This is a genomic window from Niastella koreensis GR20-10 (assembly GCF_000246855.1).
Lineage (GTDB): Bacteria > Bacteroidota > Bacteroidia > Chitinophagales > Chitinophagaceae > Niastella > Niastella koreensis.
In genome coordinates this window covers 1,072,663-1,093,599 of the sequence record NC_016609.1, presented here as the reverse complement: position 1 = coordinate 1,093,599, position 20,937 = coordinate 1,072,663, and the positions used below count along the sequence as shown (strand labels likewise).

Here is a 20,937-nt window from a genome sequence, read left to right as displayed (position 1 = left end):
ATTAAGAAAAAGGTTGAAATAGTTGACAGAGTTGATAAAGGGCATTAGAGCCGGAATGGGATTTTCTTTTACCTTTTTGCTTTCGCCTTTCAGCTTGTATTTGCTTGAAGCTTGCAGCTTTCCTCATTAACCACAGAAATCACACGTATAATTACTACCGCACCACTGAAATATACTAATTAACTAATTTATTTTCCACACAGTTTCCCGATTACTCTGAGAATTGAAAACTCCGATATATTTTTGTAGGCAGGCATATACTGCCTGATAATGGCACACCTTTAATCTGTACCCTTCCGATTACAATATCCGGTTGAAAAACACCCACCCAGGAACAAGCCATAGGCCGATTAGAAAATCGTTAAGTACCCAACACTGGCATTTACTTAACGGAGGCATTTCGTATTAAGAAATTTGCAATTTATTGCTTGGCTTGATTTTTCTACTTAAATTAACATATGCTACGCATTATTTTGGTTCTCTTATTATTAGTAACCGGAAGGTTTGCTTTTTCCCAATCTATATCGGGCTCCTGGTATGGTAAGGCAGATGTGGTAACGCAAGGCGTTTACAATAACTATCTTACAGAACTGGTATTAAAACAAAAGGGAAGCTCGGTAGAAGGCGTTTTTGGCTATTATTTTAAAGATACATATCAAAGCTTTTTTGTTCGGGGTACCTACGACCAAACTACCAGGCAGGTAAGCATTAAAAACCTGCCCATGCTGTTTTACCAGAGCCGGGGCACCCAGAACGGTGCCGAATGTATGATGGATTTTGAAGGCACTTTCCGGGTAAGTAAAGTAAAAAGCTCTATGAACGGGTCGTTTGTGACCATTGACAAATACAAGTATACCTGCCCCGAAATGCGGGTAAACTTTACCATGGACGTGGCTACCAAAAACCTGGATAGCATGCTGAGCAGCAGCATTGTAGGCAAACGGTTCTGGATGCCGCAACGTGAAGATGTGGTGGTAAAATCCAGCATGCCGGTTGTAAACAGCGCTCCTATCTCAACCACTGGAACTGCCAGTATAGCCCCGGTTAAGATCACCGACAGCGCCATCGATGCCTACAGCGAACGGAACCTGGTTGCCCAGTTCACCCGAAGAAAGATCGCGTATACAAAAGACCTTGAAATTGGCAGCGATTCCATTCGCATCAGCCTGTATGATAATGGGGAGATCGACGGTGATACCGTTACCGTTTTCCTGAACGGCCAGCCCGTAATTACCCACCAGGAGCTCACCGCCCGCGCAGTGAATATTTATCTTACCCTCGATAACAGCAAGGATGTAAACGAAGTGAGTTTATTTGCCGAAAACCTGGGCCGCATACCACCCAACACGGCTTTAATGGTAGTTACCGATGGCATTTCCCGGTTTGAGGTATTTCTCTCCAGCTCTTTCACCCAAAACGCCACCGTGCGTATCAGGAAACGAATATCGCGACACTAGCGAAAACTAATTAGCTAATGTGCTAATGGAAATACAAATACAATAATAGCAAAAGGCCTCCCGGTAATCGGGAGGCCTTAGTTTTTATTTAGAAGTTTCGAATTCCAGGTTCCGCGTTTCCGCGTCGGGGTGTATTGGCTTTAGGCTTTAACCTTACAGCTTTCACCTGCCTTTAGAACAGTTCCGGTTGTTCCGGATCTTCTTTTTGCTCCTTCATCGTCCATTCAAACTCAGTGCTCTTGCTGAAGTCGGCCAGTTTGGTACCAACCGCTTTCCAGCCCATTACCTCTACCATATCGGCAATCTTGATCTTCTGGGTGCGCACCTGTGCGCCACGGCCCGTTTTTATTTGCACAATTGGTTCAGGATGCGTGGTCACCGCTTCCAGGTAATTGCCCTCGCCTTCTTTAATCAGCATGAACTTGTTACGTAAAGTAGTGGTTTCAATATTGAAACGTTTTACGTTGAACTGCTGTTTGTCGTTATCCAGGTAAATAGCCGTTACCGTTTTCTCGGGGTTGAATTTCTCTATCTGGATCACTTTTTCAATATCGAACTTCTGCGTCAGCTCCTGATCGGTGATCTCGTAGTTACCGTCTTTGTAAACAACGAAGATCTTGTCATCAGGCTGGAAGCTGCCGAGGTATTGCCCTTTAGCTTCTGTACTTAAGCGGCCGAACTGATCGTCGAACCACAGCTTTTTACCGCCCAGGGTTGATTTACCTGCTTCTTTGAACTTAACATTTTTAACTCTGAACTTGGTTACCTGGTTACCCAAACTCTGGCGGGCCTTGATCTCCAGTTCTTCAAAATAGAAATCAAACTCTTTTTTACGCGCCGGACTGTTGGGGTCCAGTATAACTTTTACTACTTCCGCTTCGCCATTTGGGTTGGCGCTGAAGTAATGTACTTTTGTTTTCTCAGCCCCTTTATTAGCGAGATCGTATTCTTTATCGCGTGTAATACCGGTTACATTAAAACGCTTGGCGTAGGTGATGCCAGTTTTACCATCAACATACATCATGTTGTAAGTGGTACGCTCGTCGTTCTTCTGGAAAACGGCCACGTGTATAATGTCCTTGCCAATAAAGGCTTTGTCGCTCACCTTTACAACTTTCATTTTACCTGAACGGGTAAAAGCGATGATATCATCGAGCGAAGAACAATCCACTACAAATTCATCCTTCTTCAAACCGCTGCCAATAAAACCATCGGCACGGTTCACGTACAACTTGGTGTTAGCAATGGCCACCTGTTTTGCCTGAATGGCTTCAAACAGTTTGATCTCGGTTTTGCGCTCACGACCCTTGCCATATTTCTGCAGCAGGTTTTCGTAATACGCAACGGCAAAGTCAATCAGGTTATTCAAATCGTGCTTAACCTGTTTGATCTCTTTATCCAGTCCCTTTATCTGTGCATCCAGTTCTTCAATATCCAGTTTATAGATACGGCGAACCGGTTTCTCTGTCAGCTTTACAATGTCTTCGCGGGTAATATCGCGGCGAAGCTGTTTGCGGAAAGGTTTGAAGGCTTCGGTAATGCCATCCAGCACCTTTTCCCAGGTAGCATAGCGCTTCTCCAGCTCTTTATAGATCTTTTCTTCAAAGAAGATCTTTTCGAGCGAGGTGTAATGCCATTTCTCCTGCAACTCGGCCAGCTTTATTTCCAGCTCGCGTTTCAGTAATTCTTTGGTGTTCTCGGCCGATATGCGCAGCAGTTCGTGAACGCTGATGAAAGTTGGTTTTTTATCAACGATCACACAGGCGTTTGGTGAAATGCTTACTTCACAATCGGTGAAGGCATACAGGGCATCGATGGTGATATCGGGTGAAATGCCCGGCGCCAGATCGATCAGCACTTCTACTTCAGCAGCGGTATTATCCGTTACTTTTTTGATCTTGATCTTACCCTGGTCATTGGCTTTCACAATAGAATCCATCAACTGGGTGGTGGTAACACCATACGGAACGTCGCGGATAGCGAGTGTTTTCTTATCCACTTCTTCAATATGGGCGCGTACCCGTACTTTACCGCCGCGTTTACCTTCGTTGTAGTTGGTAACGTCAATCATCCCGGCAGTTTGAAAATCGGGCACCAGCTCAAATTTCTTGCCACGCAGGTATTTGATGGCCGCTTCTAAGATCTCACAAAAATTATGGGGTAATATTTTAGTGGCCAAACCAACCGCAATACCTTCGGCGCCATGCGCCAGCAGTAACGGGAATTTCATGGGCAGCGTTACGGGTTCATTTTTACGACCATCATAACTTACGGCCCACTCGGTGGTTTTGGCATTAAAGGCAACATCCAGTGCAAAACGGCTCAGTCTTGCTTCAATATAACGGGCAGCGGCAGCATCATCACCCGTACGCACATCGCCCCAGTTACCCTGGGTTTCTATCAACAGGTCTTTTTGACCCATGTTCACCAGTGCATCACCAATACTGGCGTCGCCATGGGGGTGGTATTGCATACTTTGCCCAATGATGTTGGCCACTTTATTAAAACGGCCATCATCCATTTCTTTCATCGCATACAGGATACGGCGCTGTACAGGCTTTAACCCGTCTTCCACAGCCGGCACGGCTCTTTCAAGGATCACATACGAGGCATAGTCAAGGAACCAGGTTTTATACTGACCGGTTACCCCTGTATCGCCCTGTTGTTGTAAAAAACTATTGTCTTTACTTTTTGCCATAGTTAGTTCAATACTATTGATTCAAAATCTTCGTCAAACTTTTTAAAGTAGCGGCATTTAGCTACTACTGCGTCATATTTATCTAAATTCACATCTTATTTACTCTTCTTTCCAATCATACCCAAATGTGTGTTCTGAAAACTATCCGGATATTTAAGTCCATAGCCCAACATTCTGTCCATACTTGAATGACCAAATAAGATCAAACCTATCAATTGTACCACTTCATTATTCAAATAAAATCCGGCAATATACACTATGATGGCAACCGCCTTATGATGAAAGAAGTTGTACGATATGGCGCCAATACGTGTATTTACCAAATACCCCAACGCACTAAAATCAGGTGTAAGAATAAGCACCAGGTACCACCACCAGGCAAAAGATAATTTCCCAAAAAGGAAAATACTCAGGCCAAACATTGCTGCTTCTTCCAGGGCTATTGTTCTTTTCATAGTATTTATTGAGGTGCTTCTTCTGTTACCGGCGCTGCCTGAACTGATTTACCCTTTACCTCAAAATCCTTCATCCCCTTCAGCTCGCCCTGTACATCATAACTGCCGGCGGCTATCATCTGTTTCAGGCGCCACAACAGATACGCATCGCCTGTTGTTTGCTTGCTTTTGTTCAGCATGTTGTTGATGATCCTGCTGGCCTTTTGCCAGTCGTTGGTGATGTATTTCTTCAATTCATCATCATAAAAATCATAGTCCTTCTGCCCTAATTTCTTACCACCTTCCAGCAGTCGAACGCCTTTCTCTTCATTCTGCAAACGCGTCCATTCATCGGGGTCTACTTCAAATTCGCTCAGCGTAATGGGGCGTGCTAATTTCTTGGCCTTCAAAAATTCTTTGGGCGGAATCTGGCTCAGCCATTCGGGATAGAAGATCAAACCCTTTTCATTGATGAAAGGCAGGTTGTTCAGGTACAGAATAAATAACCTGCCCTGAAAATCCTTCAATTGGCTCATGAGCCAGTAATAACCGCTTACATCATGTTTATTCTGTGCAGCCCATATGTATACTTTTTCATCGATATTAAGCGCCAGTTTTACGATCAGGTCAACCACCACCTGCATATCGTCTACCTCAAACATGTCAACCTTCCCGTCATAATCGCCACCGGCCAGCACCTCGCGCCACCATTGTTTGCGCGCTTCTATGCCTTCTTCCTCATATATATTCTTAATTGGACCTACGGCATAATCGTCTTTTATCAGGAGCACATCGCCCTGTAATGTTTCATCGAGCTCGATGGCTTTCTTCAGCACGTCAACATCCGGCTCGTTAAAAACTATATGAATCATTTGTTACAAACTTTAATCATACTAAAATGCAAGGCTAATAGCCCAAAGTTTAAAGCTTACAGCAAATACAGCTTTTGGCTTTCTGCTTTTAGCTTTTGGCTGCTTTTTCCTCCGCTGCAGCTGTTTCTTCCGCCAGATCCAGTTCTACACGCAGATTGTCGATAATAAACTCCTGCCGCTCCTGGGTGTTCTTACCCATATAGTATTCCAGTAATTGCTGAACGTGTTCGCCCTGCTCGATGATCACCGGCTGTTTGCGCATTTCAGGGCCAATAAAACGGGCAAATTCTTCGGGAGAAATTTCACCCAATCCTTTAAAACGGGTGATCTCCGGCTTGCCGCCCAGCTTTTTAATGGCAGCCTTCTTTTCCACATCATCGTAGCAATAGAAAGTTTGTTTTTTATCGCGTACGCGGAACAAAGGCGTTTCCAGAATATATACGTGACCGTTCTTTACCAGGTCGGGGAAGAACTGCAGGAAGAAGGTCATCATCAGCAGGCGGATGTGCATGCCATCCACATCGGCATCAGTGGCAATAACTATGTTGTTATAGCGCAGGCCTTCATAACCTTCTTCAATATTCAGGGCGTGTTGCAACAGATTGAACTCCTCATTTTCATACACCACCTTCTTCGTCAATGCAAAACAGTTCAACGGTTTTCCGCGTAAGCTGAACACCGCCTGCGTTTCTACATTGCGCGATTTGGTAATGGAGCCGCTGGCCGAATCACCCTCGGTAATAAAAATAGTGCTTTCTTTCCCCTTCTCCAGAATAGCTTCCTTATCGCGGCCTGTTGGCTCATCGTTGTGGTGGTAGCGGCAATCACGCAATTTGCGGTTATGCAGATTGGCTTTTTTGGCGCGTTCGTTCGCCAGCTTTTTAATACCGGCCAGTTCCTTACGCTCGCGTTCGCTTTGTTCAATCCGCTTCTTCAAAGAATCGGCTACCGTTGGATTCCGGTGCAGGTAATTGTCCAGCTCTTTGCTCATAAACTCACCCACAAAGTTCTTCATGGAAGGACCGCCTTCATACACTACCTGCGAGCCCAGTTTGGTTTTTGTTTGCGATTCAAACACCGGCTCCTGCACGCGTACTGAAACAGCCGCGCAAATGCTGGCCCGGATATCGGCCGCATCATAATCTTTTTTATAAAAATCACGGATGGTTTTAACCACTGCCTCGCGGAAAGCCGCCAGGTGGGTTCCACCCTGGGTTGTATACTGTCCGTTTACAAATGAATAGTATTCTTCACCGTATTGGTTCTCGTGGGTGAGGGCTACTTCAATATCCTCGCCTTTGAGGTGAATGATGGGATAGCGCAGCTCGTCTTCGTTTGTTTTACGCTGTAACAGATCGAGCAGACCGTTCTTACTAACGTACTTTTTGCCGTTGAAGTTCATCACCAAACCGGCATTCAGGTAACAATAGTTCCACAACTGGCTATCGAGGTATTCATGGATGTAATGGAAGTTCTTGAATACCGTATCATCGGGAATGAAAGTAACCATGGTGCCGTTACCTTCTGAAGTTTTGTTCTCCTTATGTTCTTTGGTAAGAACGCCGCGTTCAAACTCGGCCGTTTTTTCCTTTCCTTCGCGGAAGGCGGTTACTTTAAAATAGGTGCTCAGGGCATTTACCGCTTTGGTACCCACCCCGTTCAAACCCACACTCTTCTGGAATACTTTACTGTCGTATTTGGCGCCGGTATTGATCTTGCTCACTACTTCCACCACCTTACCCAACGGAATACCACGACCGTAGTCACGAATAGTAACCGATTTTTCGCTGATGGAAATATCAACCTGCTTACCATAACCCATGGTATATTCGTCGATACAGTTATCGATCACCTCTTTGATCAACACATAGATACCGTCATCGGGACTGGAGCCATCGCCCAGCTTACCGATATACATACCCGGACGAAGGCGGATGTGCTCCCGCCAGTCAAGCGATTTAATCGAGTCTTCGGTATAATCAAACAAGTCGTTTTTTTCTGTCTTTGCCATGTTTATACGGATATGTCTTTTTCTGCTTGTGAGTGGTGAGTGGTCAATGGTGAGTGGTTTCCGATTGTCCCTGCTTCCCCTCAAATAGTAAAATTCCCATATGTTTTAGCAACGGGGTATTCCCGGGAAAAATACTTAAAACACTGGAAATAAATGGTGTAAAGATGCACAATTGCAGTAATCCCCGCTTCCTGTCCCGCAAAACCGGCCACAATCTACAAATCGTACACCAAAAACGCCTGAACGGGCAAATATAGCCAAATGAGGGCAACCGATTTTTTATTGAGTTATTAACTATTGTGGAAAATTTCAAAGAGAAGGCATAAAAGCCAGGGATCCGGGGAACAGGAATCAGGGGGCCAGGGTGTTTGCCCAGGGATTAAACGCACTTCATATTATGCATAAAATCACTATATCAAACTATTGATTCACATTTATTAGCGTTATATTCTGAAGATATTCCCCTCTTAATGAGGGACGGGATATCTCCGGAATAAATCCGGGACATATCAGGGATATCTCCGGGATATCCTATTTTGTCACATAAGATTTAACCCATTAGTTTGCAGCCGATTCACCGTATAATTTGATCTTGTATGAGTTTAGCACTGGCCCAACTAACCGATGTTTCGGTGACCATTAACAATATTGATATCTTAAAAAATATCAATCTTACCATTCTGCCCGGCGAACAATGGGCGATTATTGGCAAATCGGGCAGCGGTAAAACCACCCTGGCCCAGGCCCTTACAGGAAGGGCATTTCATAGTGGCACAGTATCGTTTCACCTGCCCAATCACACCCACGCCAACCGTATTTTGCTTATTGAACAGCAACATCACTTTAAAAACCGGTCCAATACCAGCGATTTTTATTACCAGCAACGCTATAATTCCTCCGATTCGGAGGATGCCATGACCGTGCAGGAGGAGCTGCAGCCTTTTACCGACAGCCAGCCCGCCACCAACTGGATCGAGCAGCTGCACCTTACCCATGTGTTGCCCGAGCCGCTGATCCAGCTTTCGAACGGGGAAAACAAACGGCTGCAACTGGCCAAAGCCCTGTTTCTTGACCCGGCCCTGCTGATTATGGATAACCCCTTTATTGGGCTGGATGTGGAAGGCCGCCAAAGCCTGCATCGCATCCTGGATACTATTGTGGCCAGCGGTATTTCCATTATTCTCATCACGCCACCGCAGGAACTGCCCGGTTGCATTACGCATGTGGCGGTGCTGGAAAATGGCCAATTGGTTTCGGCGGGTAAAAAATCGGCCATTCAACTGCAACAAGCCGCAGTGGCGCCTCCCCTGCCTGCTGCAATTATTCAAAAACTGAAAGCTGCCGGCGAGAGCAATCATTTTACCACTGTCGTGAAAATGGTAAACGTGACCATCAAGTATGGCGAAAGAACCATTCTTCAAAACATAAACTGGGAAGTTAAAAAGGGGGAATGCTGGAGTATTTCGGGCCCGAACGGCGCAGGCAAAAGCACCCTGCTGAGCCTGGTAACGGCCGATAACCCACAGGCTTATGCCAACGAGCTGTACCTGTTCGATCAACGGCGCGGCAGCGGGGAAAGCATCTGGGACATTAAACGGCGGATAGGATTTGTGTCGCCCGAGCTGCACCTGTACTTCGATCGCGGCACTTCCTGCTTTGATGTAATTGCTTCGGGATTGTTTGACACCATCGGGTTGTTCAGACAGATCTCAACGGCGCAACAGGAGCAGGTACAAAACTCGATCCAGCTGCTGCAATTGCAATCCCTGCAACGCCGGCCGCTTTTTCAATTATCCTTGGGTCAGCAACGCATGGTACTGCTGGCGAGAGCATTGGTAAAGAACCCGCCCTTGCTGATCCTGGATGAACCTACCCAGGGCCTGGACGATGAACAGATCAGTTATTTTAAAACCCTGGTGAACCAGCTGTGTGAAACGTTCCATACTACCCTGCTGTATGTGACGCATTATACTAAGGACATGCCCAGTTGTATTACCAATGCCGTATTACTAGAAAATGGAAATATGACTTTAAAAAGGCAAGCTGAAAGCCTTAAGCCGAAAGCCTAAAGCAAAATACACCGCTGCGCGGAAAGCAAAGTGCCGCGACATCCCTTCGGAAGCGCGGCACTTTTATATTTATTGCTAACTGCCTATTGTTTGATCACCTTGCGGGTGATTACGCCATCGCCGAGCACTATCTGCACCATGTATACGCCACTGGCCATGCCGGTTAAATCGAACGTATACCCGCTGCTGCCGGCTGCATTCAGCCGCTGCGAAGCCACTTGCTGCCCCTGACTATTAAATACGTTTATTCCCTTTACAAAGGTTGGGTAAGGATAAAATTGTATTGTAAACCTGCTGGTGGTAGGGTTTGGCGTTATCATAAACCCTTTTGCTTTCAGGATATCACTTGCCGTATACGTGTACACATTAACATCATCGAGATACACATTATTCTCATGCTCATTGGTATTGACGAAGGCCAGTAATATTTGTCCGGCGTTGATGTACGGCGTGAGGTTCACCGAATCTTTTCGCCATTCGGTTGACTTTGGCACATACGCCAATGTATCTGCTTTTAATACGGTGAGCAGATCCTTGCCTCCTTTCCTGTACAAACTGGTGAAGGTAGCGCCACAATCTTTGCTCACCAGTACTTCCAGCGTATCGAACGGGTTATTCGCTTTGCCGGTGTCGGAATACGCTGCTGCCGCTACCTGGAAGGTCATGAAGGCAGAATCGCCCGAAGTAATATTCATCATTGGCAGGCGGAGATAATCCTTCTGACCATTGGCCTTATAATCGTAGTTGCGGATTACTGCTGAGGCATTACCGGTTTTGGCGGCTGCCGTTGTTCTTTCCCAGGTCATATTCTTATCGGGATTCACCATATCCCAGCGTACCGGCGGGAAGGTGGAACTCTCAAAGCTTTCTTTATAAGGCGGTGTTAACGCCTGGTAATACTGGAATGCCAAAGTAAGATTGTCGTTCGCACTGTTTTCATCGGTATTGCCATTGGGCGATGAGATGTTTACATTCAGGGTATGCGTGCCTTCTCCCGGGACGGTTACCGCTGTAAGGGTTACATTGGTTTCTTTTAAAGAAGCCAGCGAGCCCGTCCAATTGGTGGTTGTAACAGTGCCGTTATCGAGTGTTGCCTTAATGGTAAGCGCGGTTAATGTGGTAAAGCCTGTGTTCCGCAAGGTAATAACCGGTGAAAACGTAGGGCTGCAAACACGTTGCAATGGTACGTTAATACTTTTAGCGGCCGCATCCAGGTTATAGGTTACAACAGGATCAGCACCGTTGGAGGTAAGTAGCGTAGGCCGGTACATATTTATAGTTGTTTCCATGCGTGTTTTCTGATCGAGGGTGAACATCACCATACACGCATCATCTGTATAATCCATAAAATTCTGGTACATAATCCCCGGCGCAACCGGGCTGCAGGCATCAGTATGTACGGTGTCGCGCAGGCAGCCTGAGGTCCAGGTTCCCTGGTTGGGTGTATCGTCTATGAAGTCAGTACCGGCACAACCATTTTCGTCGCCCCAGATGTGGTACAGGTAAAAGAAATGGCCTGTTTCGTGGGTGAGCGTACGGCCCTTACCATATACCCCGGGATTGCCCGGCAAGGTGGTATACTGGATAGCCACGCCATCTTCCGCGGCCGGGCTGCTATTAGGAAAAGTGGAATAGCCCAGGTATTGATTTCCCAGTTGGGTGATCCACACGTTAAAGAACCGGTTATGGTCCCAGGCATCGGCGCCGCCCTGGGAAGTATACTTAAGCCGGTTATCATCTATAGTAAAACTCGATATGCTTGTAGTAACGCGATCGATTCCATCGGAAGTTTCATCGTTGGCGTTTCGCTGGGCCAGCTTGAACTGGATATTGGGTTTGGAAAAGAAAGGTTTGAACCAGGCCGGAATAAGTGTGGAATCGCCGTTCAGCCCCGCATAGTCAGTATTTAACCTGTCCAGCTGGGCTTGCACCTGCGCATCGGTAACCTGGTTGGGGTTCTGCAATACAATATGAAATACAACCGGTATATAAATAGTAGTGCCTTCTACCCGCAACACCTGCGCCTGGGCTTTTCGTTTCAGAAAAGCTTCCCGGATGGTTTGGGTTTGGAGCTGAAAAGCCGATTGCAGGGTTGGATTCCGTTTAAAGGTACTTTCCATCAGGGGCATTGAACCGCATCTTTCCTGGGCCAGTACGGCCGCCATGCTTCCAATCATACACACAAAACAGGCTAACAGTCCTTGTAGATTTTTTCTCATCATATTGGTTATTCCTAATACTTACGTAATATCCTTAAAAAATGTTGGTTTTCCGGTTCAAAAATAGATATATAGCCGGGTTTTATCGGTGAACCATCCAATAAACCAGTCTGATATCAATTTTTATTTTGATAATAAATACTTAACCTGGAAACGGGTAGCCGGAATACAAATAGTGCAAGCCAATTACAATTGTTGATTTTGGGCAGATGCCTAAAGGGTTTACTAACCAGGGTATGCAAACGAAGATAGCCAGTGTTGACATTATTCTACAGGCTGTGAAAAAATAATTATGCCACCCCCAGCACAAAAAATGTTAAAATAATTTCTTATACGGGTTGGTTTGTTCTGGCATAGTACTTGTCATGCCTAGTACATCAACGATGATTAAATAGTAATTTCTACCTTGGATTATAGGCCTTGTAGCTGAAGAAATTGTAACCATTTTGTTTAAACCTATAATTTAGTTGAGTTATGAAAAATGCCAAGATGAGTATGGCAGCTATCGCTTTCGCTGCCGCCGGATTATTTGCTTTCAATGCTGTTAGAGTAGGTTCTGTAAAAGGAACAGTGAATCCGGCAGACGCTGCTGTAAGAGCATGGGCACTGTCGTCTACCGACACATTAAAATCAGAGATCAATAAGGGTACATTTGAGATCACAGGCGCCAAACCAGGCACTTACCGCATTATTATTGAAGCCAAGCCACCTTACAAAAATGCCGCAAAAGATGGTGTAACTGTAACTGATGGTCAGCCTACTGATATCGGCGAAATTAAACTGGAGCAATAGAGCTTTTCAGCATTTAGTTGTAGATATTAGCATTACAGCAGAAAGGTCTGCCGGCGCGCCGGCAGACCTTTTTGTATTTTAGTTGAATGACTTCCTGTACTCCAACGGCGACAGCTTCGTTTTTTGTTTAAAGAGTTTATTAAACGATTGCGGGCGTTCAAACCCCAATTGATAGGCAATCTCGGCCACCGATAAATTACTTTGGCTCAGGATCTCCTTGGCCTTTTCAATTACTTTATTGTGAATGTGCTGCTGGGTACTTTGCCCGGTGAGTGAGCGAAGCATATCGCTTAAATAACCGGGCGATACATGTAATTGCGCAGCCAGGTCCTGCACCGAAGGCAAGCCTTTCATCAAAGCGGTTTGGTCATTGAAGTAATCATTCAACAGGTCATCGAGCTTTGCCAGCAGATCGTTGTTCACGGCTTTGCGCGTTAAAAACTGACGCTTGTAAAAACGATTGCTGTAGTTTAACAACAACTCAATTTGGGAGACAATGATATCCTGGCTGAAATCGTCTATGTTGGCATGCAGCTCACTATTCATATTCCGGAAGATGCCGAGGATCACTTCCTGCTCCTTCTCCGACAAATGCAACGCTTCATGAATAGCATAGGAAAAGAAACCATATTTTTTGATCTGCTGCCCTAATGGATAATTCCGGATAAAATCGGGATGGAAGAGCAGGGTCTTGCCTTTGTATTCGGTATCGTCGGCAATGGCCAGCACCTGACCGGGGGCAGTAAACACCAGGCTGCCTTCTTCAAAATCATAATAGCTTTGTCCGTACTTCAATCGCCCCTGCAACTTTTCTTTATACGAGATCTTATAGAAATCAAACAGGAATGCGGGCGGCAGCTTTTCCTTCTCCACTTTTATGTTGGTATTGTCTATCAGGCTTACCAGCGGGTGCAAGGGTTTTGGCAACCCCAGCACCCGGTGCAGGCCAGAGATAGAATCAAACTGCTGCGGACTGTTCTCTTCTTTTTTCACTACTCAAAGTTAATGGGATTATTCAGCAAAAAAGAGTTGCTCCAGGTTCTTCCTAAACGCCTCATCGCCAATTTTAAACCGTTCGGCATACTTGGCTTTTGCATCCTCACCAGCCACGTATCGTAACTGATCCTTACCATCTGTTGCGGCTTCATATACCACTTCAGCAATTTGTTCGGCAGGTGTAGACCGGCTGGGATCGAGTTTTGAGAATAACTGGTCAACCCATTTGTTGTACGATGGATGCGCGCTGTACTCAGCAGAGCGATTTAAGAAATCGGTTTTGATAGAACCGGGCGCTACTGTTTTTATACCCACGCCTATCTTTTTCAATTCAAAAGCAAGGCTTTCACTCCAGCCTTCCAGCGCCCATTTGGTGGCATGGTACATAGAACTGAAGGGGTAAGTAATAAATCCGCCTATTGAAGTGGTGGTGATAAAAAGACCGCTTTGCTTTTCGCGGAAATAAGGAATGAATGCCTGGGTAACCCTGATAACGCCTAACAGGTTGGTGTTTATTTGTTTTGTTACCTGCTCATCGGTCATAGCCTCCAATGGGCCCATCAACCCATACCCCGCATTGTTGAATACTACATCTATAGGGCCCATGGCAATGGCCTTTTGCGTGGTTTCTTTTATTTGGGCCGGATTGGTAACATCCAACGGTAATAAAGTAATGTTCTTGATTGTATTCAATTCTTTTTCAACCGAAGGATTGCGCATGGTGGCGATTACCTGCCAGCCCCGTGCTGCAAATAATTTGGCGGTTGCTTTGCCCAGGCCGGTTGATGCGCCTGTAATAAAGATTGTGTTCATATTGTAATTCAATTTTGAATCACAAAAGTCCAACAAGCGCAGCCGAAGGATGTGTCCGATTTAAGGGTTGTTGTATCCAAAATGATGCCGGCGCTCAGGAAAGCCAGGTTTTAATAAACACCACACTGCTATATGCCCAAAAAACAGCAAACACCATGTGCACGCCTGTTTCAAACAACCTGCCCTTCCAAAGCTTTGAAGAATAACCCACAAACTGGATCACCAGGCGGGCGCCCCAGAAGATGCCTAATCCCAATGAAATTCGTTTTCCTAAAGGAGTGGTTATTAATTCATGGGCACTGGTAACACAGAGCAATCCTATCAACAACACCATTAAGGCTATAAAGAAAGAATGCACCACCATAATCTGCCGGTTCACCAAACTCAGGCTGGCCAGCTCCTGCTTCCAGTTAAAATACCGGGGAAAAATAAGATGGCTGAAAGCTAACACAATGAATAAGCTGCCAATGATGTAGAAATGAATTTCCATACTGGTTAAGGGTTACAGGTGAAAACAGCCATAAATGGCGTGAACGGGGTTTGCTGAAAGGTAGTAAAGCCTGCGCGCTCAAACGCGTTCTTCCAGGTTGAACGCGAAAAGAAATGGGTGAAGCCTACCGAGAACGCGAGGAAATTAGGGAAGTTGCGCAGGTGTTCTACCATAATCACTTTTCCACCGGGCTTACAAATTCTATGACATTCTTTTAAGAACTGAACTTTCTCTTCATGTGAACGGATCTCATGCGCGGCCGATAAAAGGAAAACAAGATCTACCGATGCATCTTTCACCGGGATGGCGTTGGAGGCAATGGTTTGAGTATTTGGATACACCAGGCTTACTTTACGCGCCCGCACAATAGCGGGCTCCGTATGTTGTTGTGCGTTGTAAAAATCAAATACCTGTAAATGTGCATGGGGAAACAGGCGTTCTATAATAAAACTGGTTTCATCAAAGCCGGCATTGATATTTACGAGCTGGTTTATATTCTCCCTTTCAGGCACCTGTTTTTTCAACCATTCAAAGTCGTAATAACCGGAAAAATCATACACCCATGCGGAGACGATCAGGGGCATTATCAACCCATACAGGAAACCAATAATGATAATAACAAAAACCAGGTTAGACCATGCAAACACCAGCCGGCTTGCGAATAATAACAATAAAGTGCCCACACCGAACACATAAAAATGCCGGTTAAAGCTAAGGATGTTCAGCACGCCCTGAAATTGTCGTCGCTTTATTTCCATAGTTCAGTCTTTCCTTTTTTCCAGTAATAGGGAATATTCCGGATCACAAAGGCATTGGCCAACACAGCTCCGGGTAGTTTCAAATTATCGATGAATGAAAAATTACAATCAAGCACTTTTACCGGCTCGGGTTTCCAGTGCTCCCGTACGCCTTCAATAATCAGCATGGCACGTTTTTCTTTCTTATAGGTAAACGTAAATGGTAAAGGCCCTGCAAAGCGCCGGGCTTCTTTCCAATCGGTAAATGGAGAACCGGCGGGCAACGCTATAGTTTCGTTTATTTTGTCATCTATACGAACGCTGAAGCCCGATTTTTTGGATGAGATCGTGAGCAGATCATTACTCCTGCTTTGTGTGATATCGGTGGTGGTGTATTGGTAATGGGTGAACATATTTCCCAGGAACTCCATCTTCATTTTATCGGTTTCCGATTTAAGAATATACAATCCTCGCAGGTTCTTACCCACCTGGTTGGTATACCGTACAAAAACCCGGTACCCGATCAGGAAGAAATCGTTACCCATTATTTTTGGAAACCCTTTTGGCCGCAACGCTTTTGTTTGCACCATGGCCACTGCAATAAAAGCCCATTTGTCCTGGTGCGTGTCCAGCTGCAAACACTCCGGTATCAGGTGGGTTATTTGTTCTTTGGGAACAGCAAAGGTGAACACATGGGAACTGTCGAAAAATGCTTCAACAGCAAAGGGATGGTCTTTTAAAAAGGATAGCATATCAGTTCTGATGGGCTGGTTTGGGTTTTAGATAATACTCGTTGTATACGATCAACAGGATGAACAGAAACGCAAACAATAAATTAAATCTCCCCCATAAAAGCAAGTCAGGCACCAGGAAAAATTCCATCATATTCATGGCGCCAATAACTATTACCTGTATAATTACATTTACTCTTGCCTTATAGCCGCTTATAATCCAAACCGCCATGGCGATCTCTGCAGAACCGATCATCTTTGTGAACAGTACGGCATGATCACTTCCCAGGATGCTGGCAACAATCTGTTGATGACGGGGCACTACATTCAATACTTTACAAAACAGGCCATTGGCCAGCCATACGGCGGCAATGAGGAAGTTGAGGACTTTGTTCGGGGTCATTTTATGGAGGGTTTAAGCCTTTTTCTGTTCCTTGAAATAAGTAAGCAATTGCAAGGTTACCAGGTATTGATCTTTAAAAAGGCCGGGTAATTCCTGGTCAACTTCTTCGTACTTACACAGTGTTTCTTCAAAGATGCTGTTCACATCCTTTGCCGGGTTACCAAGCGCTTCCATTACCAATGATAACATGGTGTGTTTAAACTCAACATCGCTCCCGGGTATGCTATATTTTGTCAATACAGGTTGCAGGATGTCTGCAGCTTTCTTTTCCAATTCTTCCATTGTGTACAACTATTCAACGAACGTAAGCAAAAATAATAACATATACAGACCTGTTAGATAACAGATAGTTATAATTCTGAATACATCCGTCACCGGTACAATTATTTTCTGTACAGAAAACCCACATAGGTAAAATTGGAATGGTATTAGCTGAGGGGGTACATGATATCCTAATCATACCCATTGATATGACTATTTCTACGCAGAAAGGCCTGATCTTCTTGTATTTACTTTTTTTTGTATTTCCCTTTATCAGTATGGCCCAGGAAGGCATGCCGGTATCTGTTCGTCCCTGTGGTACCGACAGACTACTGATGCAATTAAGAAAGGACCCTGCCTTTGTGGCCAGGGAGAAGGCTTATAATCAGGCTATTTTAAAAAAGCATTATTTACATGTGTCCGCAGCCCCGCCTGCAGTTGTTACGCTACCTGTTGTAGTACATATTATCAACGAAGATCCCAATGCTTATACAGATGCGGCAGTTATCCAGGCCATCCAGGCGCTGAATGATGCCTACAGCGCTTCCGGCACGTTTGCCGGCGGACGCACCGATACCAGGATCCAGTTCTGTTTGGCCAAAACCGCTCCTGATGGCGGCCGCACCACCGGTATTGTACGTACCCACTCCTACCTGTCGGGTTTTGACTACGACATGGAGGGCGACGAGTTGATTGCCCTGAATGCGTGGGACCGCAAACGTTACATCAACATCTGGGTGGTATCGCAGATAAGATCCGAATTTATGCAGGATTTTAGTTGTGGCAGTTGGACGCGTCTTACCATGGGTGGTTACGCCAGCGCCGGCGGCGATGTAGTGGTGTCTGGTTTGGGTGTTGACCTGGTAGCGCATGAGATGGGGCATTACCTTAGCCTCTTACACACGTTTGCCGAAAGGGATTGCCGAAACAATGACTGTGCAACCGACGGCGACATGGTGTGTGATACCCCGCCTGAGAATACGATCTCCGGTGGCGGCTGCTCCAACCCGCAGAATTCCTGCAGTACCGATACGCTGTCCGGTTTTACAACAGATGTAAACGACCTGCCGGATAATTTTATGGATTATGGTTCCGGCGCCGGCTGTGTCATGGGCTTTACGCAGGGGCAGGCCGACAGAATGCAAAACTTTATTGCCACTTCCTTAACGGGCATGATAAACAGCACGGTTTGTACCGATCCCTGCGGCACAACCGTTACCGCTTCTTTTACCCGTGATATCGAATACCCGGTGCTTGGCAATGTAGTAACATTTACCGCTGCCATCACAGCAGGACAAACCGCTCAATGGCTTGTGGATGGTACTGCAGCGGGTACCGGGCAAACATTTGCCCTGACGGTTACGCAAAAGAAAACCTATAATATAGAATTACGGGTAACCGATGGCGCCAGTGGCTGTCATGCTACCACTACTGATGCCATTGAAGTGAGCTGTGGCGTGGTAGCCAGGTTTTCGCCCGATAAACGGAAGATCGCCAGCAAAGACGGCATTCAGACCGATCACGTTGTATTTACCAATTACAGCCGCAATGCTACTGCCTGGAAATGGCTTATCAGCAACGACAAGGGCATGGCCGAAACAGTGGTGAGCACCGATGAAGAACTGGATTACCTGTTTAAAACGCCGGGCAATTACAAAGTACGCCTGTACGCCACCAACGGAAGTTGTGAAGACACGACCAACCCGGTTACCATTGTGGTGGACGATCCAACAGCTGATGGCGTAATCCATATAGAAAGCGTTACCTGTTATAACCAGGATAAAGTAAAAGTGCAGCTGTGGTTCGAGAACTGGGGTTATGTGACCATTCCCAAAGGCACGCCGGTAGCTTTTTATGATAATGATCCGCGCACCGGAAAAGGAACGCTGTTGGGGACCTGGCCGCTGCCCAGTGACCTGCCAGGCAAATGCGCCTCCTACGAGTATACAGCTACGGTAACAGTAGGACGTTCTTACCTGGATACGCTGGTATCTATCCTGAATGACAACGGTACCACTATTCCGCTGGTATTGCCCAATACCGGTTTGCCCGAACAGACTTTTAATAACAACATCAATATCAAAAAGGGGATCAGTTTCCGCGCCACTGTTACGCCGGCTGAATATACCTTGCAACCACAACAGCAACAGTCGCTGCAACCCGTTGTTACGAAGGGGGGCGCTATCACTTCTGCCACCTGGGATGCCTCGCCGTATCTTAGTTGCACCAGTTGCATCAATACCACATTTACGGCTCCGTACCGGCAGGACACGCTTGCTATATTGCATACACGCATCTATACAGATAATGGCTGTTATGACACGGCCGTAGTGAAGGTGCATATTCCGGTAGTGGATGATTACACCCCCACGCTGAATACGCTGGAATGCGCCGGTACCGACAGTCTGCATGTAGCTTTCTCGCTGTGCAATGCGTATGCACCCGGAAATGTTCCAGCCTCGCTGCAGGTAGATTTCTATGACCGCCTGCCTTCCGATCCAGCAGCTGTTAAACTCGGCAATAGCTTTCTAACCCCAACCACCTCTACCGGCGTTTGTAGTAATTATGAGCAACTCATCCCCGGTACCACAACAGGCAATGTATATATAGTGGTAAACAAAGACCAGCTGGCCTATCCGCCGGCAAGCGGGTTGAACGAATCCAACTATAACAACAATACCAATAACCTGGGTTATACCGCGCCGGTGTTGACGGTAATGCCTATCGATACAACCGTGTTCCGGAAAGCGCCATTCAATTTGTATTACACTGTTCCAGGCTTTACACCTGTATCTGTGTTGTGGCACGACAGCAGTACCTATACACTCAGTTGTAACACCTGCCCCAGCCCGGTGGCTACCATGCTCGACAGCAGTACGATCCGCCTGCAAGTGACCAATCAATATGGTTGTGAATTAAAGGGACAAACATATGTGCACATCTTCCCGCCCGATATGACCGTAGAGCTGCTGTCGGCAGAATGTTACGACGATGCTCATATCCAGGTCAGGTTTAAAGTATGTATGGGTAATGGATATGATACGGTTTACAAGAAGACCCCTGTATCGTTTTACAATGGTGCGCCGGATGATGCAACCACCAAATTATTAACACCCACTTTCAGTACCCCGGATGTGGTGTTTGGTGATTGCCGCGAATTTACCACGGTGGTAACAGCGCCTGGTACCAGCCAGGTGGTTGCTATGGTGAATAATCAGCAGGCCCCGGTGTTTAAAGAAACCAATTATACCAATAACCAGAGCAACCTGAAATACGATGTGTTTGATATTGAAGCCAACCCACCGGTAATTACCCTGGCAAGGCCTGGCACAGTGCCATTGCGCACCACTGTAACCGGCGGCACAGCAGCTTCGTATACCTGGACACCGGCGCAAGGGCTTTCCTGCGATACCTGTGCCGTGCCGGTAGCAACCGCCGCCTCGTCTATGAAGTATTTTGTAACCGTCACCAATAATCATTATTGTAAGGACACCGCTTCCATCTACATTCAAACCTTTGTGAAAACCGGCGTGGCTATGCCCAATGCCTTTTCACCCAATGGCGATGGCCGCAATGATTACTTCTATGTAATGGGCGGACTGGACATTAAACGGGTTAAAAACCTCGCGGTGTTTAACCGGTATGGACAGAAGATATTTGAGGCTGCCAATTCACCGGCCAATGACCGTAAGTTTGGCTGGGATGGCCGGCAGAACGGGAAAAAGGTTGATTTTGGCACATATGTATATTTTGCTGCCGTGGAATACCTGGATGGCACTACACAGATCTTTAAGGGAACTGTTATAGTAACGCCGTAAAACATAAACACCTTCAAAACAAAACGCCGGGGCGCTGCTGCTTCCCGGCTTTTCTTATATTCTTTTTAACAATTCCTAATTTTTAAAGGCGGAAAAACAATTCTAAATTAGTTGTACCATTTCACATTTAAAATTG

16 protein-coding genes are annotated in these 20,937 nt (G+C 46.0%); 4 read left to right on the top strand and 12 right to left on the bottom strand.

From position 1 onward, the window contains the following. Window positions 1–458: 458 nt before the first annotated feature. Window positions 459–1,457: a hypothetical protein gene (locus NIAKO_RS04345; RefSeq protein WP_014217182.1), complete on the top strand. Its 999-nt coding sequence runs from the start codon at window positions 459–461 to the stop codon at window positions 1,455–1,457. 172 nt (window positions 1,458–1,629) lie between these two features. Here the strand turns inward: NIAKO_RS04345 and NIAKO_RS04340 are convergent, their stop codons facing one another. From NIAKO_RS04340 to NIAKO_RS04325, 4 genes are all read right to left on the bottom strand, one after another. Next, window positions 1,630–4,155: a DNA gyrase/topoisomerase IV subunit A gene (locus tag NIAKO_RS04340; protein ID WP_014217181.1), complete on the bottom strand. Its 2,526-nt coding sequence runs from the start codon at window positions 4,153–4,155 to the stop codon at window positions 1,630–1,632. 95 nt (window positions 4,156–4,250) lie between these two features. Further along, window positions 4,251–4,610 (bottom strand): DUF4260 domain-containing protein, encoded by a 360-nt coding sequence (locus NIAKO_RS04335; protein WP_014217180.1) that lies wholly within the window; start codon window positions 4,608–4,610, stop codon window positions 4,251–4,253. A gap of 5 nt (window positions 4,611–4,615) precedes the next feature. After that, entirely contained in the window at window positions 4,616–5,461 is an 846-nt protein-coding gene (locus NIAKO_RS04330) for a DUF1835 domain-containing protein (RefSeq protein ID WP_014217179.1), read from the bottom strand. A gap of 88 nt (window positions 5,462–5,549) precedes the next feature. Beyond that, window positions 5,550–7,472 (bottom strand): DNA topoisomerase IV subunit B, encoded by a 1,923-nt coding sequence (locus NIAKO_RS04325; protein ID WP_014217178.1) that lies wholly within the window; start codon window positions 7,470–7,472, stop codon window positions 5,550–5,552. A 596-nt stretch (window positions 7,473–8,068) separates the two neighbouring features. Between NIAKO_RS04325 and NIAKO_RS04320 the strand changes: the two genes are divergently transcribed. Continuing rightward, window positions 8,069–9,541 (top strand): ATP-binding cassette domain-containing protein, encoded by a 1,473-nt coding sequence (locus NIAKO_RS04320; RefSeq protein WP_014217177.1) that lies wholly within the window; start codon window positions 8,069–8,071, stop codon window positions 9,539–9,541. Window positions 9,542–9,624: 83 nt separating this feature from the next. Here NIAKO_RS04320 and NIAKO_RS38390 read toward each other — a convergent pair whose 3' ends face one another. Beyond that, entirely contained in the window at window positions 9,625–11,718 is a 2,094-nt protein-coding gene (locus NIAKO_RS38390) for a M43 family zinc metalloprotease (protein WP_049815464.1), read from the bottom strand. A gap of 516 nt (window positions 11,719–12,234) precedes the next feature. Between NIAKO_RS38390 and NIAKO_RS04310 the strand changes: the two genes are divergently transcribed. Further along, the gene (locus NIAKO_RS04310; RefSeq protein WP_049815463.1) at window positions 12,235–12,552 is read left to right on the top strand and encodes a carboxypeptidase-like regulatory domain-containing protein; all 318 of its coding nucleotides are present in this window, start codon (window positions 12,235–12,237) and stop codon (window positions 12,550–12,552) included. 78 nt (window positions 12,553–12,630) lie between these two features. Here NIAKO_RS04310 and NIAKO_RS04305 read toward each other — a convergent pair whose 3' ends face one another. The 7 genes from NIAKO_RS04305 to NIAKO_RS04275 form a co-directional block, all read right to left on the bottom strand. After that, window positions 12,631–13,545, bottom strand: a complete 915-nt coding sequence (locus NIAKO_RS04305; RefSeq protein ID WP_014217174.1) for an AraC family transcriptional regulator — start codon at window positions 13,543–13,545, stop codon at window positions 12,631–12,633. Between the two features lie 18 nt (window positions 13,546–13,563). After that, window positions 13,564–14,361 (bottom strand): SDR family oxidoreductase, encoded by a 798-nt coding sequence (locus NIAKO_RS04300; RefSeq protein WP_014217173.1) that lies wholly within the window; start codon window positions 14,359–14,361, stop codon window positions 13,564–13,566. A gap of 94 nt (window positions 14,362–14,455) precedes the next feature. Next, a complete protein-coding gene (locus tag NIAKO_RS04295; protein WP_014217172.1) occupies window positions 14,456–14,851 on the bottom strand; it encodes a hypothetical protein in 396 nt (131 codons plus the stop codon). A gap of 5 nt (window positions 14,852–14,856) precedes the next feature. Beyond that, window positions 14,857–15,609 (bottom strand): class I SAM-dependent methyltransferase, encoded by a 753-nt coding sequence (locus NIAKO_RS04290; RefSeq protein WP_014217171.1) that lies wholly within the window; start codon window positions 15,607–15,609, stop codon window positions 14,857–14,859. Continuing rightward, window positions 15,600–16,340: a DUF2071 domain-containing protein gene (locus NIAKO_RS04285; protein WP_014217170.1), complete on the bottom strand. Its 741-nt coding sequence runs from the start codon at window positions 16,338–16,340 to the stop codon at window positions 15,600–15,602. The genes NIAKO_RS04290 and NIAKO_RS04285 overlap by 10 nt, the downstream gene beginning before the upstream one ends. A gap of 1 nt (window position 16,341) precedes the next feature. Beyond that, on the bottom strand, window positions 16,342–16,722 hold the full coding sequence (locus NIAKO_RS04280; protein WP_014217169.1) for a DoxX-like family protein: 381 nt from the start codon (window positions 16,720–16,722) through the stop codon (window positions 16,342–16,344). A gap of 12 nt (window positions 16,723–16,734) precedes the next feature. Next, window positions 16,735–17,004 carry a hypothetical protein gene (locus NIAKO_RS04275; RefSeq protein WP_014217168.1) on the bottom strand — a complete coding sequence of 90 codons (270 nt, stop codon included), beginning with the start codon at window positions 17,002–17,004 and terminating at the stop codon, window positions 16,735–16,737. Between the two features lie 188 nt (window positions 17,005–17,192). Between NIAKO_RS04275 and NIAKO_RS04270 the strand changes: the two genes are divergently transcribed. After that, window positions 17,193–20,801 carry a T9SS type B sorting domain-containing protein gene (locus NIAKO_RS04270; RefSeq protein ID WP_165761344.1) on the top strand — a complete coding sequence of 1,203 codons (3,609 nt, stop codon included), beginning with the start codon at window positions 17,193–17,195 and terminating at the stop codon, window positions 20,799–20,801. Window positions 20,802–20,937: the final 136 nt, after the last annotated feature.

What these genes read in the sequence shown, in the direction of transcription:
- NIAKO_RS04345 (WP_014217182.1), top strand. Translation starts at nt 459, where the DNA reads ATGCTACGCATTATTTTGGTTCTCTTATTATTAGTAACCGGAAGGTTT.
- NIAKO_RS04340 (WP_014217181.1), bottom strand. Translation starts at nt 4,155, where the DNA reads ATGGCAAAAAGTAAAGACAATAGTTTTTTACAACAACAGGGCGATACA.
- NIAKO_RS04335 (WP_014217180.1), bottom strand. Translation starts at nt 4,610, where the DNA reads ATGAAAAGAACAATAGCCCTGGAAGAAGCAGCAATGTTTGGCCTGAGT.
- NIAKO_RS04330 (WP_014217179.1), bottom strand. Translation starts at nt 5,461, where the DNA reads ATGATTCATATAGTTTTTAACGAGCCGGATGTTGACGTGCTGAAGAAA.
- NIAKO_RS04325 (WP_014217178.1), bottom strand. Translation starts at nt 7,472, where the DNA reads ATGGCAAAGACAGAAAAAAACGACTTGTTTGATTATACCGAAGACTCG.
- NIAKO_RS04320 (WP_014217177.1), top strand. Translation starts at nt 8,069, where the DNA reads ATGAGTTTAGCACTGGCCCAACTAACCGATGTTTCGGTGACCATTAAC.
- NIAKO_RS38390 (WP_049815464.1), bottom strand. Translation starts at nt 11,718, where the DNA reads ATGATTGGAAGCATGGCGGCCGTACTGGCCCAGGAAAGATGCGGTTCA.
- NIAKO_RS04310 (WP_049815463.1), top strand. Translation starts at nt 12,235, where the DNA reads ATGAAAAATGCCAAGATGAGTATGGCAGCTATCGCTTTCGCTGCCGCC.
- NIAKO_RS04300 (WP_014217173.1), bottom strand. Translation starts at nt 14,361, where the DNA reads ATGAACACAATCTTTATTACAGGCGCATCAACCGGCCTGGGCAAAGCA.
- NIAKO_RS04295 (WP_014217172.1), bottom strand. Translation starts at nt 14,851, where the DNA reads ATGGAAATTCATTTCTACATCATTGGCAGCTTATTCATTGTGTTAGCT.
- NIAKO_RS04290 (WP_014217171.1), bottom strand. Translation starts at nt 15,609, where the DNA reads ATGGAAATAAAGCGACGACAATTTCAGGGCGTGCTGAACATCCTTAGC.
- NIAKO_RS04285 (WP_014217170.1), bottom strand. Translation starts at nt 16,340, where the DNA reads ATGCTATCCTTTTTAAAAGACCATCCCTTTGCTGTTGAAGCATTTTTC.
- NIAKO_RS04280 (WP_014217169.1), bottom strand. Translation starts at nt 16,722, where the DNA reads ATGACCCCGAACAAAGTCCTCAACTTCCTCATTGCCGCCGTATGGCTG.
- NIAKO_RS04275 (WP_014217168.1), bottom strand. Translation starts at nt 17,004, where the DNA reads ATGGAAGAATTGGAAAAGAAAGCTGCAGACATCCTGCAACCTGTATTG.
- NIAKO_RS04270 (WP_165761344.1), top strand. Translation starts at nt 17,193, where the DNA reads ATGACTATTTCTACGCAGAAAGGCCTGATCTTCTTGTATTTACTTTTT.